The 13,597-nt window shown below is 46.0% G+C and carries 18 protein-coding genes and 2 pseudogenes; 9 read left to right on the top strand and 11 right to left on the bottom strand.

Going from position 1 to position 13,597, the window contains the following annotated elements; translation table 11 throughout:
• The 7 genes from ACXJGZ_RS04450 to ACXJGZ_RS04420 all read right to left on the bottom strand — a co-directional run.
• Positions 1 to 436: [protein ADP-ribosylglutamate] hydrolase (locus ACXJGZ_RS04450; RefSeq protein WP_456398379.1), on the bottom strand; the 436-nt coding region annotated here is incomplete at its 3' end.
• A 1-nt stretch (position 437) separates the two neighbouring features.
• Entirely contained in the window at positions 438 to 1,718 is a 1,281-nt protein-coding gene (locus ACXJGZ_RS04445; RefSeq protein WP_456320714.1) for an amidohydrolase family protein, read from the bottom strand.
• Between the two features lie 48 nt (positions 1,719 to 1,766).
• Complete coding sequence (locus ACXJGZ_RS04440; protein WP_456320717.1) at positions 1,767 to 2,540, bottom strand: S-methyl-5'-thioadenosine phosphorylase; 774 nt, start codon at positions 2,538 to 2,540, stop codon at positions 1,767 to 1,769.
• 214 nt (positions 2,541 to 2,754) lie between these two features.
• Entirely contained in the window at positions 2,755 to 2,925 is a 171-nt protein-coding gene (locus ACXJGZ_RS04435) for a hypothetical protein (RefSeq protein WP_293256587.1), read from the bottom strand.
• Between the two features lie 63 nt (positions 2,926 to 2,988).
• The gene (locus tag ACXJGZ_RS04430) at positions 2,989 to 3,339 is read right to left on the bottom strand and encodes a hypothetical protein (protein ID WP_293256590.1); all 351 of its coding nucleotides are present in this window, start codon (positions 3,337 to 3,339) and stop codon (positions 2,989 to 2,991) included.
• Positions 3,330 to 3,998, bottom strand: coding sequence for a hypothetical protein (locus tag ACXJGZ_RS04425; protein WP_456398378.1), 669 nt, complete (start codon positions 3,996 to 3,998; stop codon positions 3,330 to 3,332). Before ACXJGZ_RS04425 ends, ACXJGZ_RS04430 begins: the two co-directional genes overlap by 10 nt.
• A 20-nt stretch (positions 3,999 to 4,018) precedes the next feature.
• On the bottom strand, positions 4,019 to 4,282 hold the full coding sequence (locus tag ACXJGZ_RS04420; RefSeq protein WP_456326815.1) for a hypothetical protein: 264 nt from the start codon (positions 4,280 to 4,282) through the stop codon (positions 4,019 to 4,021).
• 218 nt (positions 4,283 to 4,500) lie between these two features.
• Between ACXJGZ_RS04420 and ACXJGZ_RS04415 the strand changes: the two genes are divergently transcribed.
• Together ACXJGZ_RS04415 and ACXJGZ_RS04410 are read left to right on the top strand one after the other, a co-directional pair.
• The gene (locus ACXJGZ_RS04415; RefSeq protein ID WP_456321393.1) at positions 4,501 to 5,223 is read left to right on the top strand and encodes a proteasome assembly chaperone family protein; all 723 of its coding nucleotides are present in this window, start codon (positions 4,501 to 4,503) and stop codon (positions 5,221 to 5,223) included.
• Positions 5,224 to 5,232: 9 nt separating this feature from the next.
• On the top strand, positions 5,233 to 5,613 hold the full coding sequence (locus ACXJGZ_RS04410; RefSeq protein ID WP_293256599.1) for a DUF473 domain-containing protein: 381 nt from the start codon (positions 5,233 to 5,235) through the stop codon (positions 5,611 to 5,613).
• On the opposite strand, the gene nucS is transcribed toward ACXJGZ_RS04410, so the two are convergent.
• A complete protein-coding gene (gene nucS / locus ACXJGZ_RS04405) occupies positions 5,610 to 6,365 on the bottom strand; it encodes an endonuclease NucS (protein WP_456321392.1) in 756 nt (251 codons plus the stop codon). The genes ACXJGZ_RS04410 and nucS overlap by 4 nt on opposite strands.
• Positions 6,366 to 6,447: 82 nt before the next feature.
• Here nucS and gcvT point away from each other — a divergent pair, with 82 nt between their 5' ends.
• A complete protein-coding gene (gene gcvT / locus ACXJGZ_RS04400; RefSeq protein ID WP_456398377.1) occupies positions 6,448 to 7,641 on the top strand; it encodes a glycine cleavage system aminomethyltransferase GcvT in 1,194 nt (397 codons plus the stop codon).
• Between the two features lie 3 nt (positions 7,642 to 7,644).
• Here gcvT and ACXJGZ_RS04395 read toward each other — a convergent pair whose 3' ends face one another.
• Positions 7,645 to 8,508: a DMT family transporter gene (locus tag ACXJGZ_RS04395; protein WP_456398376.1), complete on the bottom strand. Its 864-nt coding sequence runs from the start codon at positions 8,506 to 8,508 to the stop codon at positions 7,645 to 7,647.
• 90 nt (positions 8,509 to 8,598) lie between these two features.
• On the opposite strand from ACXJGZ_RS04395, the gene cobB reads away from it, so the two are divergent.
• From cobB to ACXJGZ_RS04365, 6 genes are all read left to right on the top strand, one after another.
• Positions 8,599 to 9,357, top strand: a complete 759-nt coding sequence (cobB, locus tag ACXJGZ_RS04390) for an NAD-dependent protein deacetylase (RefSeq protein ID WP_456326818.1) — start codon at positions 8,599 to 8,601, stop codon at positions 9,355 to 9,357.
• Positions 9,354 to 9,749, top strand: coding sequence for a DUF3783 domain-containing protein (locus ACXJGZ_RS04385; protein ID WP_456398375.1), 396 nt, complete (start codon positions 9,354 to 9,356; stop codon positions 9,747 to 9,749). The genes cobB and ACXJGZ_RS04385 overlap by 4 nt, the downstream gene beginning before the upstream one ends.
• Positions 9,750 to 9,783: 34 nt before the next feature.
• The gene (locus ACXJGZ_RS04380; protein ID WP_456321387.1) at positions 9,784 to 10,515 is read left to right on the top strand and encodes a TIGR02253 family HAD-type hydrolase; all 732 of its coding nucleotides are present in this window, start codon (positions 9,784 to 9,786) and stop codon (positions 10,513 to 10,515) included.
• Positions 10,475 to 11,041: an ASCH domain-containing protein gene (locus ACXJGZ_RS04375; protein WP_456398374.1), complete on the top strand. Its 567-nt coding sequence runs from the start codon at positions 10,475 to 10,477 to the stop codon at positions 11,039 to 11,041. Before ACXJGZ_RS04380 ends, ACXJGZ_RS04375 begins: the two co-directional genes overlap by 41 nt.
• Positions 11,042 to 11,344: 303 nt before the next feature.
• Complete coding sequence (locus tag ACXJGZ_RS04370; RefSeq protein ID WP_456398373.1) at positions 11,345 to 11,602, top strand: 50S ribosomal protein L35ae; 258 nt, start codon at positions 11,345 to 11,347, stop codon at positions 11,600 to 11,602.
• Positions 11,603 to 11,656: 54 nt separating this feature from the next.
• Positions 11,657 to 12,787 (top strand): tRNA (guanine(10)-N(2))-dimethyltransferase, encoded by a 1,131-nt coding sequence (locus tag ACXJGZ_RS04365; protein WP_456398380.1) that lies wholly within the window; start codon positions 11,657 to 11,659, stop codon positions 12,785 to 12,787.
• Here ACXJGZ_RS04365 and ACXJGZ_RS04360 read toward each other — a convergent pair.
• Both ACXJGZ_RS04360 and ACXJGZ_RS04355 read right to left on the bottom strand, forming a co-directional pair.
• Positions 12,779 to 13,096 (bottom strand): annotated as a pseudogene (locus ACXJGZ_RS04360) (adenosylcobinamide amidohydrolase); the annotation flags it as partial. The gene ACXJGZ_RS04365 and the pseudogene ACXJGZ_RS04360 overlap by 9 nt on opposite strands.
• Positions 13,097 to 13,117: 21 nt before the next feature.
• Positions 13,118 to 13,366: pseudogene (locus ACXJGZ_RS04355) on the bottom strand (zinc ribbon domain-containing protein); the annotation flags it as partial.
• Positions 13,367 to 13,597: the final 231 nt, after the last annotated feature.

Below are 13,597 nucleotides of genomic sequence, written 5' to 3'. Positions count from 1 at the left end.
TGAACGTCCTCACGACCTCTTCAAGCGGGCATCCATAGATGCCGGCGCTTATGGCAGGAAACGCTATCGTTTTGAGGCCGAGCTCATCGGCCTTTCTCAGCGCGCCGAGAATTGCCTTTCTGAGCTTTTCTTTCTTATCATCGTCCCAGACGCCACCGCAGTAGGGCCCGACCGTGTGGATAACATATTTTATTCCAAAGCATTCCATGTTTAAAGCGGGCGTAACAACAACCTCGCCGTGCTCGATGGAGCTTTTTCCTAGCTGCTCTTTCATAGCCTCTTTGCTTATCCTTATATACTCCCGAACATTCCCAGCGGCAGCTTTTGCTATGGCATAAGCAACTCCTCCGCCGTGCTCAAGGTATTTGTTTGCTGCATTAACTATTGCCTCAGCTTGAAACTTTGTTATATCCCCTTTAGCAACCTCAAACCTCATCCTAACCCCCCTCATGCAATTTATCCGCTACTTTCTGCGCTTCCTCCATAACTTTTTCTTCCTCAAGGGTTAAAACTTCTCCGTCGAGCATTAGAATCTCACCGTTAACTATGGTGGTCTCAACGTCGTTCCCGTTTGCCGAATAAACGAGATGGCTTATGACGTTATTTGCAGGTCTTAGATGAGGTTTGTTAAAATCTATAATAACCAGATCTGCCAAGTTCCCTTCCCTTATCACTCCGGCGTTCAGCTTTAGTGCTTTTGCACCATTTAGAGTTGCCATCTTAAAAACGGTTCTGGCATCTGCAACGGTTGGTTCCAGTGTGTGTGCCTTGTGAAGCAGTGCGGCGAGTTTCATCTCCTCCAGCATATCCAGGTTGTTGTTGCTCGCGTCCCCATCCGTTCCCAAGCATACATTAACACCCCTGTTCAGAAGCTCTTTTAATGGCATTACGCCACTTCCAAGCTTCATATTGCTTGCGGGATTGTGAACGACACTCACACCCCTCTCAGCGAGGAGCATGATGTCCTTATCATTAAGCCATACCCCGTGGGCTATTATCACATCATCCCTCAAAAATCCTATCTCATCGAGAAGTTCAACGGGACTTTTACCATACTCCCTCTTTATCCCATCAACCTCTCTCTTCGTTTCAGCAACGTGGATAGTTATCATCTTCCCATGCTCATCGGCAAGTCCCCTGACCCTTTTGAGGCATTCAATAGAGCACGTATATGGGGCATGGGGGGCAAATATGAAGTTTATTCTCTCCGAATTAAGGTTTTCTATAAAGGTTAGTACCCCGATTGATTTTTTAATTTCTTTTTCAAGCTTTTCCGGGTCTCCAAGGTCTATCATTCCATAACCCAGATATGCCCTTAGCCCCGCCCTCTCAACGGCTTTTGCAACTTCTTCCATGTGAAAGTACATATCAACAAACGCAGTCGTTCCCCCTTTTATCATCTCCAGAGCTCCAAGAAGGGCGCCTTTGTAAACATCCCTGGGCTTGAGTTGAGCTTCCCTTGGCCATATGTATGTCTCGAGCCACTCTTGGAGGGGGATATCATCTGCAAGCCCCCTGAAGAGTGTCATTGCAAGATGAGTGTGTGCATTTATGAAGCCGGGGGAAACTACCTTCCCCTTTGCATCAATCACGATATCTGCTTCTCTTTTAATGCCCTTTTTAATCTTCAAAATTCTGTTTCCCTCTATATATACATCGGCTTCAACGACTTTAAGATTGTCATAGATCACTCGCCCATTTTTAATAAGTATCTCCATTGAGCTCACCTTAGATTAAAAGAAGGAAGGGAGAAAATATAAAGTTTGCTAAACAAAAGCCGTCTTAAGCACATCGGCACAGCCGCACTTCCTCTCCTCAGGAATCTTTGGAATGCCCTGAAGGAGCAGCCTTCTTACCTTCTCGTTGTTTTCCTGCATGACTCTAACAACCTCTTGGGCGTCTACGGGCTTTTCAGCCCAAACATCGTAGTCAGTGATTGCCGCTATATTGACGTAGCACATTCCAAGCTCTCTTGCCAAAACAATCTCTGGAACGAGCGTCATTCCTATTATCTGGGCGAACTGGCGGAACATGAAGCTTTCAGCCCTCGTTGAAAACCTCGGCCCCTCGATGCACACATAGGTTCCCCTTTCATGTACTGGAATTTGGAGCTCTTTAGCCGTCTCGTAGAAAATTTTACGCATCTCCGGGCAGAATGGATCGGCCATGCCGAAATGAGCAACTCTCGGCCCCTCATAAAATGTGTAGTCTCGCTTCTTTGTAAAGTCTATGAACTGGTCGGTTAACACTATATCGCCGGGCTTGTATTCCTCACGAAGAGAGCCTACAGCGGTGATCCCTATTATGCGCTCAACTCCAAGCTCGTGAAGGGCCCATATGTTTGCCCTGTAGTTCACGAGATGGGGAGGAATATCGTGGGTTTTTCCATGTCTTGGAAGAAAAGCGACCTCAACACCCCTTATTTCCCCAATCTCGACGTGTGCAGAGGGTCTTCCATAGGGAGTGTGCACCTTGATACTTTCTCTAGGCTCAAAGACACCGTAAACACCGGAACCGCCGATAATACCTATCTTTGGCATTGATATCACCATGTAAAAATTACACCTGAGTTATTTAAGAGTTGCTTTTCCAGTGGAAACGGAACTCCAACAAGTGAACTTCAACCCCTTTTATTGTCTACTCCATTATCACCAGTTCGGAGGAAAATCAAGAGCAGGCCCAACAGCAGTAGTGATCCGTACCAGAGGACAACCCACGGCAGGAAGACGAGAGCCGTGTGAATGTCAACTCCGCTCAGAAAAACGCTTGGGAATTGGCGAGGGGTAGTTTCTCAAAAATCCAGAAGTTGTACATAACCATCAGGAAGAGCGGATAAACGAAGGCAAAAACCCTCAGAAAGAGCCTCAAAAAGAGGAGAAGACGAAGCGAGCTATTCATATCTCGCGCTACCATGCTCATGCGCATAAGCATCACCGGAAAATTTTGAACCCAGATGTTAAGGGGTTTTCCGTGGGCGATATGCGATTATCAAGAGGAATCTTTTTTTGATGTTCTCCAAATACCAAAGACGGCTATCAAAAAACTCACCGCAACAAGTGCACGAAACCATCTCGCCCAAGTCCAAGAGAGGGCGAACGAGACACCAAAGAACACACTGGAGGCGACATAAAAACCCAGCGGATTTTCATTAAGGAACTCAAGGAGTGTACCTATCCACAGAATCCACAGGACAAAAACTATCAAAACGCACGGAAGGTTGTAAAGTTGGAGGGTTATGAAAGTGCACACTGGATCCGGCAGAATTCCAAAAGACACAACAAAAAGAACAGCAGCCATAGAAATGAGAAGGAAAGGCAGAGCGAGCTTCCTTACGTCCATGAAGTGTACCCCCAGTTTTTATCCATGTCCGGATTAGAATCCACTGTGTCCATTAGATGATCCCATACGTTGCTGACATAAATCGCCACAGAGTTACTGTACGGACGTTCCCCTGTTTCGTGCTGAGGCCACATCTGCATTGCATACGTTTGTTCCACGCATACTCCGTTAGCACATATGTTACTCCAGGTTCCAGCAAACTTTATAGTGCCCCCTTCAACAGTAATGCTTTCTATATCCTCACATCCATAAGTATCATCTCTCCCAGGATATAAAATATGACATCGTGTCCAGTCATAGGATGCATCAATTGCTGGATCAGGATGGTCTTCATCATAAAAATGAATCTCATAGGTCACTTTTGTAGAGGTATACATAACAACTATTTTGGATATCCCATTATGCCCATCCACATTATAACACTGTCCCAGCGAATCACGCCCTTTGCCACCATCCAGATCAACTTTCACTTGCACCCACCAGTGGATTGGGTACGGGATTGAAGAACTCATTGGAGCGTAGTAATGATCGTAAACCTTGTCCCCATTCTTTACAGAGGCAACTTTAATGGGCTTCACCACTATAACTTTGGCATTCTTGGGATAAAAGCTCTTCTGGTAGAGGTAAGAAACGTAGTCGCTGACGAGAAGATACTTCAACTGCTCCCTCTGCTCTGGAGTCAGGCTTCCAGCGTAGGGTGCAATCTCAGCGTCAAGCTCTTGCCAAACCGCTGAAGAACGAGGTTTGTAAGCTTGTCCACAAAGTAAGGGTCTTCCGAAGTCCCCTTAGCCTTGCTTATGTCAATCTGAGAGTGAATGAACATGTCAATCGCTGTCCATCCGCTTACGTCTGCCTGAGGCTTAGCACTAACAAATCCAGAAAAAACAAAAACAAACACCAGAACTCCTGCCAGGAGTCTTGCCCACTTCAAGGACATCACCATTAGGTATTAGGCATTAGACCTATATATAGTTTTCTATTGACAGTAGTTGAAATTCTAAAACTAAAAATAAAAATATGAGCATTTTAAAGGACTTTTAATACTATTGCGTAATGTTCAATCCACTATAAATATAAACTAAATCGACCTCAACATTGCTCCAAAAGACAGAACCCGAAACTTTAATAACCTTTCGGAACTAAATACCTTGGGGTGATGTCATGGAGAAGCCAGTGGAGCTGCTCCTTCCGAGAATTGAGGAACCCATCTTCATAGAAGGCTATCCTGGTATCGGATTGGTAGGGCATATAGCAGCGAATTTTCTTGTTAAAGAGCTCGACATGGAGATGGTGGGCTATGTTGAGAGTTCTTTCATACCCCCTTTAACATTGGTTCTCGAAGGAAAGCCAAATCCGCCCCTAAGGTTCTATGAAAGGGAAGGTATAATCTTGGCGGTTTCGGATATATACGCTCCCCCCACACTTGTAAATGAAATTGCCAAAGAAATGGTGAGATACCTTAAAGAGGTGAAAGCCAGGAAGGTTATTTCACTCGGCGGAATGGGCATAGGTCTCTTCAAGGAAAAGATGGGCGTTTGGGGAGTGGGAGGTAGCGAAGAGGAGAGCAGAGAACTGGAGAATCTGGGGGTTAAACTACTCCAATACGGCTCGATAACTGGAATAAGCGGAAAACTGCTATGGGAGGCAAGTAGGGAAGGATTGAAGAGCTATGTGCTTCTTGGGGAGACTTTCGGGGATAGACCCGATCCGAGGGCCGCTGCAAATGTCATAGGGATAATGAAAAAGCTTGTTGGTATTGAGGTTTCGGTTGAGCCCCTTCTAAAAGAGGCGCAGGCCATTGAAGAGCAGTTAAGAAGGATGCATGAGCAGATGGAGAAGGCGAGAAGGCGGGAGCAAAAGGAGTATGAGAGCGTGTATCTGTGAGGTGATGGTATGGAGCTCGTGGTTTTGGTCGGGATATCCCGCAGGGCACTGGATTCCCTCCTTAGAAGCCCCTACCGCACTCTGGAGATAAAGAGTGCCCGGAATATTGAAGCCCTTGAAAATCTCGAAAGCGGAAAAAGGGTTTTCTTAACCTATGAAACATTTCAGGACATAACGAGGGGAATTGAAGGATTAATTGCGGAGATTATGAAGGTGGAAAGGATGGAGCAGAAGATACTTTGGGAGGAGAGCGATGAGAGGGAGCAGATGGTTTACAGAGTTCAGCTGAAGCTCGTTGGTTTGGGGAAAATCCTGGAGGTTGAAGAGGAGAAAGGGGTTTTAAGGGCCAGAGTAAGGGAGATGCTCCCCCATGAGATGAGCATGGGTTAAAAAGAGTCCAGAGTTTTCTGTTTTCCTCTTTGAGCTTTCTCCCTTTTTGGAGGCTTTACCCTCCTGAATTCAAGACCCTCCTTTTCAAGGAGTTTTTTGGCACCGGAAGTTAAAGAAGGAGCCACAAGAATCCCTCTAACGTTCCCATGCTCTTCCTTTAAATCCTCCACATATCTCTTGAGCTGGCTGACGGCATGAAGGTCAGCTCTCCTTCTCTTGAGCTCTAAAACCACCAAGTTCCCATCCTTATCCCTGCCGAGGAGGTCAACTATCCCGTGTTTTATTGGCTTCTCCTTGAAAAGAACCTTGAAACCTTCCTCGATGACCTCGGGATTCTCAAATATATAATCCCTCATTTCGGCTTCGCTTCCCATTAATGTAAGCTCCTCGCTGTCCTCCGCCTGCAGATAAGAGGCGAGATAGACCTTCAAGAGCTCTACCTCAAGGGTTTCCCTTGGTTTGCGCCTAACGCTGATGATTCTTACTCTATCCTCCTCCACCTGAAAGCTCACTCGGCTACCTGGAGGCTGCCAGTTAACGGGCTCCCTTTTCTCCCTTTGATGGATTAAGAAGGAGCCATCCGGTTTGATTATAATGACCCTATCTCCATTTCCCAGCTCGCTTTTGGCTCTTCCATCGTAGTGAACCCGGCAGTGGGCAAATATTGTTATTATAGCCTCGCTTGATAGTCCTTCACTTAGGATATTCAGGAGGTCCTCTTGGCTCGGATTTTCTATGGACTTTACCTTCATGAGTATCCCTTAAGTGTCGGGATTTAATAAGTTTAGTGGCAAAGCTTATATCTTAATTGAAATATTTTATAGCGGTGATAATATGAAGCGTGTCCACATTTTTGACTGGCATAAGGAGAATGCCAAGAAAGTGGAGGAATTTGCCGGATGGGAGATGCCAATCTGGTATTCCAGCATAAAGGAGGAGCACATGGCCGTAAGGAATGGTATCGGTATTTTTGATGTTTCTCACATGGGAGAAATTTTCTTTAGAGGAAAGGATGCCTTGAAATTCCTCCAGTACGTCACAACGAATGATATCTCAAAGCCTCCCGCAATAAGTGGAACATACACCCTCGTTCTCAATGAGCGCGGTGCCGTTAAAGATGAGACGCTAGTCTTCAACATGGGCAATGATGAATATATGATGGTCTGTGATAGTGATGCCTTTGAAAAGCTCTATGCATGGTTCACATCAATTAAAAGGGCAATTGAGCAGTACACAAAGCTCGACCTTGAGATTGAACTCAAGACCTATGATTATGTTATGTTCTCCATTCAGGGCCCAAAGGCGAGAGATCTGGCGAAGGAGCTCTTTGGAATTGATATTATGGATCTCTGGTGGTTCCAGGCCAAGGAAGTTGAGCTCGATGGAATTAAGATGCTTCTCTCGAGGAGCGGATATACAGGCGAAAATGGATGGGAGGTTTACTTTGAGGATGTAAACCCAAACCATCCCGATCCAGCCAAGAGAGGGAAACCCGAAAAAGCTCTGTATGTATGGAATAAAATCCTTGAGGCAGGTGCAAAGTACGGCATAAAGCCATGCGGTCTCGGTGCTAGGGACACCCTTAGAATGGAAGCGGGCTACACGCTCTACGGCAACGAGACGAAAGAGCTCCAGCTCCTCAGCACCGACATCGATGAAGTCACACCACTTCAAGCCAATCTTGAGTTTGCCCTCTTCTGGGACAAAGAGTTCATTGGAAAGGACGCTCTCCTAAAGCAGAAGGAGCGCGGGCTACCGAGCAAGATGGTGCACTTCGAGATGGTTGACAGGGGCATTCCGAGGGAAGGCTACAAGGTATACAAAGATGGAAAGCTCATAGGAGATGTGAGCAGTGGAACACTTTCACCGCTTCTTGGAATCGGAATAGGGATAGCATTCGTTGATCCTGAATATGCCAAACCGGGGATTGAAATAGAAGTGGAGATAAGGGGCAAGATGAAGAAAGCCATGACAGTGGCTCCACCATTCTATGACCCCAAGAAGTATGGAGCTTTCAGAGAGGGCTGACCTCTATTTTTCTCTTCCCATTAAAATCCCGCCCACTATGAAGATCAGTCCTATAAGGGTTGAGGGGAGAATTTCTTCTCCAACTATTAAGTGAATGAAGAGGAGGGATATGAAGGGCGTTAGGTATATCAGGTTGGCAACTTGGGCGGTTGTTCTTGAGAGGCTTAGAGCTCTGTGCCAGACCAGGAATGTGATTCCCATTTCAAAGAGACCTATATAAACACTTCCCATTATGCCCTCAAAGCTGAACTGGAATTTTCCAAAGAGCCATATAAAAAGGGTTATGTAGATGAAACCGAAGGTAAAGTTGAGGAAGAGCTTTAAAACGTCCTCCCTTTCATCCCTTAAATTTAAAATCCAGTAGGAAGCCCATATGAAAGCGCTTCCAAGACCCAGGAGAGTTCCCATGGGATTTCTGAAGTTAAGGCTCAATACATCACCTCTCGTAGCAATTATAAGGACCCCAAAGAAGCTCACAAAAATTGCCAGAATCCCTCTGAAGCTTATTTTCTGGTTAAGCAAGGGTATTGAAAGGAATGCAAGTATTATGGGCCACGTATAGTTGAGAGCTTGTGCCTCTTGGGCTGGAAGCAGGGAATATGCTTTGAAGAGCACGAGGTAGTAGAGGAAGGGGTTTATAAAGCCCAGAATGAGGGAGCGCCTGAGGTTGAGATTTTCCCTAAAAAGGGTTAGCTTTCTCTGTTTGATGATCATGAGGAGCAGGACGATGGTAGATGTCAGGGAAGCATAGAAAACGAGATTCATGTAATCGAGGTGCTGCAGGGATAGCTTGAATGCCGATGCAACGGTTGACCACATCAGCACAGCTGAAATCCCGTATATGTAAGCCATTTTCTGGTTTTTCATGTTTCAGCCTTGCTTGTTAGACTTAAAAAACTTTGCTAGCCTCCGGGCTAAGCTTTTTAAATGAGAATGCCTATTTAAATAGGGGGTAGAATGATAGAGGAGGCTGCAAAGCTTATAGCCCACTCCAGGTTTTTAATAGCCTTCACCGGGGCGGGGATAAGTGCCGAGAGTGGGATACCCACGTTCAGGGGGCATGGGGGGCTTTGGGAAAACTATAGGGTCGAGGAGGTGGCAACTCCCGAAGCCTTCAGGAGAAACCCCTCTCTGGTCTGGGACTTCTATAAAATGCGAATACGTAAGATGAAGGATGCAAAGCCAAATAAAGCTCATCTTGCTCTTGCAGAACTTGAAAAAATGGGAATTTTAAAAGCAGTTATAACCCAGAACATAGATGATCTCCACAGGAGGGCTGGGAGTGAAAACGTAATAGAACTTCACGGCAACATTTACCGTGTTAAGTGCACTTCCTGCGATTACAGGGAGAACTTAAAGGAAAGCGGTCGATTGGATGAGTTTTTAGATGAGGGTGAACTGCCTGGATGTCCTAAGTGTGGCTCCCTCTTGAGACCCGATGTGGTGTGGTTTGGGGAGCCTCTCCCCGAGCAGGCATTAGATGAAGCTTTCAATCTTGCAAGGAGGGCAGATCTGTGTCTCGTAATCGGGACGAGTGCCCAAGTCTTTCCAGCCGCATACATTCCAATGCTTGTGAAGGATGAAGGAGGACGAATTATAGAGATAAATCCCGACAATACGGGGATAACTCATCTTGCGGACATAATTTTGAGAGGAAAGGCAGGAGAGATTATGGATGGGCTTTTGGAAAAAATCAGACATGAGGTGAGGAGATGATATTTTTAATAGGCTTCGATGAGAAAGAAGTAGAAATCATAAAAAAGACTCTAAAAGAGTATGGGGTTTATGAGATACCCCAGTACTGCAGAGATTGGATTCTCCAGGAGATTGTGGAGAAAGCCCCGAAATTAGAGGGAGACTGCAACTGGCATGCGAGAAAGTTCTTTTTAATGCATAATTTAGAAGACACCCGGGTTAAGGAAGTTTTGGAGAAGATTAAATCCCTTAACTTGGGGAGGATTATCTTTGCCACGACGACGCCAACTTCATTAACTTGGAGGCTCGAGGACTTAATGGGGGAGTGGATTAAGGAGGACGAGTACTTCCAGGAGCTCAGGAGGAGAAAGGCGAGCAGGTTCTATCTCGATGTTGACATCGGGAAGAGTTAAATAAGATTATGACTATTTGATAAGGGGAGAAACTATGATAAAGGTCGTGCTCTTCGATTTGGATGACACTCTTGTTGATACAACCAAACTTGCGGAGAGGGCCAGGCGAAATGCTATTGAGAACATGGTAAAGCACGGGCTTCCCGTGGATTTTGAAACTGCATATAATGGGCTTTTAGATCTCATAAATGAATACGGGAGTAACTTTCCACATCACTTTGACTATCTCCTGAGGAGGCTCGATTTGAAGTATAACCCAAAATGGGTTGCAGCCGGGGTTATAGGATACCACAACACAAAGTTCACCCAGCTCAAAGATGTTAGGCATGCGAGGAAAATGCTCATCCAGCTGAGCTCAATGGGGCTCAGGCTCGGGATAGTAACGGATGGTAATCCCATAAAGCAGTGGGAGAAGATTTTGAGGCTTGAACTCGAGGATTTCTTTGAACACGTCATTATATCGGACTTTGAGGGGGTTAAAAAGCCCCACCCCAAGATATATCAGAAGGCACTGAAGCTCTTTGGAGTTGAACCTGAAGATGCGGTTATGGTGGGAGATAGGCTCTACTCGGACATATATGGAGCCAAAAAAGTTGGTATGCACACCATATGGTTCCGCTACGGAAGAAGGAGGAGTGAGGAACTCGAATACCGCAGATATGCGGACTTTGAAATTGAGGACCTTTTAGAAGTCCCAAAAATCATAGAGAAGCTCGGTGGTAAGGGTGAAGAAGGTTCAAATAAGGAAGTTCATGCTGATAGATAGCGTTTACAGATCCAAAATTCTGAGCGGGAAAAAAAGCACCACGATTCGCTACGGGGATTATGAAGCCAAACCTGGAAAGGAGATATACATCGTGGTAAGACCAAGCGATACAGCGATAGCAAAAGTGAAAATAAAGGGCGTTTCTAAAAAGAAAGTTAAAGAGCTTACAAATGAGGATGCGAGGAAGGACGGATTTAAGGATATTAAAGAACTGCTGAAAACATTGAATAAAATCTATGGAGGTCTTGACGCAGAGGACGAGGTGAGTATAATTGAGTTTGAGCTTATAAAGCCTCTCGAGGGAATCCCATTGAAGCTTTTGAAAGGGCTCAATTATAGAGAACCGGATGAAGTTGCAAGGCTCTATGTGGAGAGTGGGATGAGCGCTTCTAGAGATGTTGACCTGATTATGAAGCATATAAAGGAAAGCGGAATTAAAAGTGCCACAAGGAGATATGGGGCTGCCAGAGTTAAGAAAGCTCTTTTGGATGCATATCATAAGCTCTATGAGTCTGATTACATATAGAACAGGGAGGTGCAAAAAACGTGGCAGTGCACCTCCCCTGCGTCCGATAATACCGACGTCATCACCCATCAGACTGGGCAAGGTTCTTCATCCGCTGGACTAAGCTAGCCCTGAGGACTTAAAAGGTTTGGGGCTTTAGTTTCTTCACAATTTCCCGGTGTTTTTTAGGCTAATCCCCCCGTTTTTTTACAAATGGATGTTTGTGGGGCTTCCAATGCACTGAAACCGGCTAATTTTTGAGTTGTGCTCCAGAGCAAAATTTAAAAACCTCTCTCCATACTTCATTTTTGAGGTGGTGTGGTGATGAAGGGGGTAATCCTAAACTACGCCAGGGGAAAGCACAACCAAAGAAATCACCACATGCTGATAGAGATTGAGGGTGTGAAAAGCAGGGAAGAGGCATCTCGCTTCATTGGGAGGAGGGTTATCTGGAAGAGCAGAACCGGGAAAAAGATTATGGGAAAAATCGTGAAGCCCCATGGCGAAAAAGGCATCGTTAGGGTGCGCTTTGATCTCGGTCTCCCCGGACAGGCACTGGGCGATGAGGTTGTTATAAGGTAATTTCCTTATGAATAAACTTAAAAGCGGATTGCTGAATTCCCATTGGTGAGGAGGGTGGAGCTTGGAGAAGTGAGAGAGGGAAAGGCGAGAATTCTGGTTCCAAAGGCGGCTAGAATTTATGATGCCCCCGTTTTTTACAACCCCGTGATGGCTTTTAACAGGGATATTAGTGTTCTGGCACTCAAAGTTATTAAGCCGGAGGAGGCGCTTGATGCTCTGAGTGCAACAGGGGTTAGGGGAATTCGCTATGCCCTTGAGACCCCGGTACGTGAGGTATGGCTCAACGACATAAACGGGGAGGCATTCAAGCTTATAAAAAAGAATATAGGGCTCAATTTTAAAGGTAAAATCGCTGGAGAAGATAAGATGATGGGCGAGAAAACCCTGGTAGCCACAAACAAAGATGCAAACCTTCTAATGGATGAGAAGTTCAGATACTTTGACTTCGTCGATTTAGACCCCTTTGGCTCCCCAATGCCCTTTTTGGATGCTGCATTGAGGAGCGTCAAGCGAAAGGGCTTCCTTGGGATCACGGCAACCGATACGGGCGTCCTCTGCGGCGCATATAAAAATGCGTGCCTGCGGAAATACAATGCAATGCCCTTGAGAGGGGAGCTGTGCCACGAAAGCGGTTTGAGGATTTTGATCGGCGCGGTGGTGAGATACATAGGAAAATACGACCTCGGATTTAAGGTTCTCCTCGCCTACTACAGGGATCACTACTTCCGGGTTTTTCTAAAAATGGAAGACGGCGCTAGAAAGGGGGATGAGCTCGTTGAGAAGCTCGGTTATGTTTACTTTGATCACAAAACAGGGAAATTCGAAGTTGAGCATTCGTTCCTCCCGAGCCGTAAAGGTGCCTACGGTCCCCTGTGGCTCGGCGAGATGAAGGATGGGACTTTTATACGAGCACTCCTCAATGAGGCAGAAAAAAGTGAGCTCTCAAAGAAAAAGAAGGTCCTCAACTTCCTGAACATGATTGGAGAGGAGCTTGACGTTCCGTTTTTCTATGATATTCACAGAATTGCAAAGCGTTATGGGCTTGAGGCAAGGAAATCGGAGAAAATAGTAGAGAGTTTGAGGGGAAGGGGCTTTTTAGCGAGCAGGACACACATCTCACCCACGGGCATAAAAACAAACGCAGGGCTCAGCGATGTAGTTGATGTTCTCAGGTCTCTACAGTGAAGCTTCCCATTTTCTCAAGCTCTCTTTCAAAGCTTTTCTAACGGCCTTTCCTATATTGATGCCCAATTTGGTGGCGGTTCCAGCCCACTCTATCTCTCCTCCATTGGCGAAAACCCCCATACCGTCGCTTGTGGTGCCCGTTGCCTCATAGCCGAGCTTTAGGAGTGTGTATGTTTTCGCCTCCGTTGCGGTCATTATGGCGTTTGCCAAAGCACCGGTGGTTAGGCCTTCATCTATGACGAGGGCTATGTTTATCGTCTTGCTCATAAATTTTGGGGGCTCTTCTCCCGCTATTGCCGGGTTGCTGACCTCCTCCCCTTTGCGAGGGTTTCAGCGACTCGCCAGTGATGGGGAGGTTTGAGGGGCTTCATAGCCTAACTTCAGCCCCTCGGGGACGGTCTTGCCCCCGTTACCCCTACCTCCCGCTAAAGCGGGAAGGCTCGGGGTTATCGTTCTAACTTTGCGCAAAATGTTAAAAGCACCAACCAAGTCAGCGTTGAAGATAAGCCCCGTTGCAGGACACTTAAACAATCCTCGGACAAAACGAGCCTCCTCATGAGGCTTCCCGCAAACGGGACAAAGCTCCAAGCAGGGAGGAAATGCTTGAAAAGCTCGGTCTGAGCGAAGCAAAAAGGGATGTGGAAAGAATCAAGAGGAGATTGGGAGTTTAACTTTTGGTTCAAGAAAGCCTTATATTTTCCCTTTAAAACCTTCTATCGGTGAGTGATTTGGAAGGATGGAAGGAAAAACTCAGGCGAGGAATCCTTGAAAATAATGAAATTTTAATAGAGCTGACTCTGGGAGGGGAAT

It is taken from the genome of Palaeococcus sp. (in: euryarchaeotes) (genome assembly GCF_053987695.1).
The sequence above is the reverse complement of the archived record's forward strand: the minus strand, read 5'-3'. Positions and strand labels throughout refer to the sequence as shown.

Coding starts and splice junctions, on each gene's coding strand:
- ACXJGZ_RS04445 (WP_456320714.1), bottom strand. CDS start 1,718: ATGGAGATACTTATTAAAAATGGGCGAGTGATCTATGACAATCTTAAA.
- ACXJGZ_RS04440 (WP_456320717.1), bottom strand. CDS start 2,540: ATGCCAAAGATAGGTATTATCGGCGGTTCCGGTGTTTACGGTGTCTTT.
- ACXJGZ_RS04435 (WP_293256587.1), bottom strand. CDS start 2,925: ATGCGCATGAGCATGGTAGCGCGAGATATGAATAGCTCGCTTCGTCTT.
- ACXJGZ_RS04430 (WP_293256590.1), bottom strand. CDS start 3,339: ATGGACGTAAGGAAGCTCGCTCTGCCTTTCCTTCTCATTTCTATGGCT.
- ACXJGZ_RS04420 (WP_456326815.1), bottom strand. CDS start 4,282: ATGGTGATGTCCTTGAAGTGGGCAAGACTCCTGGCAGGAGTTCTGGTG.
- ACXJGZ_RS04415 (WP_456321393.1), top strand. CDS start 4,501: ATGGAGAAGCCAGTGGAGCTGCTCCTTCCGAGAATTGAGGAACCCATC.
- ACXJGZ_RS04410 (WP_293256599.1), top strand. CDS start 5,233: ATGGAGCTCGTGGTTTTGGTCGGGATATCCCGCAGGGCACTGGATTCC.
- nucS (WP_456321392.1), bottom strand. CDS start 6,365: ATGAAGGTAAAGTCCATAGAAAATCCGAGCCAAGAGGACCTCCTGAAT.
- gcvT (WP_456398377.1), top strand. CDS start 6,448: ATGAAGCGTGTCCACATTTTTGACTGGCATAAGGAGAATGCCAAGAAA.
- ACXJGZ_RS04395 (WP_456398376.1), bottom strand. CDS start 8,508: ATGAAAAACCAGAAAATGGCTTACATATACGGGATTTCAGCTGTGCTG.
- cobB (WP_456326818.1), top strand. CDS start 8,599: ATGATAGAGGAGGCTGCAAAGCTTATAGCCCACTCCAGGTTTTTAATA.
- ACXJGZ_RS04385 (WP_456398375.1), top strand. CDS start 9,354: ATGATATTTTTAATAGGCTTCGATGAGAAAGAAGTAGAAATCATAAAA.
- ACXJGZ_RS04380 (WP_456321387.1), top strand. CDS start 9,784: ATGATAAAGGTCGTGCTCTTCGATTTGGATGACACTCTTGTTGATACA.
- ACXJGZ_RS04370 (WP_456398373.1), top strand. CDS start 11,345: ATGAAGGGGGTAATCCTAAACTACGCCAGGGGAAAGCACAACCAAAGA.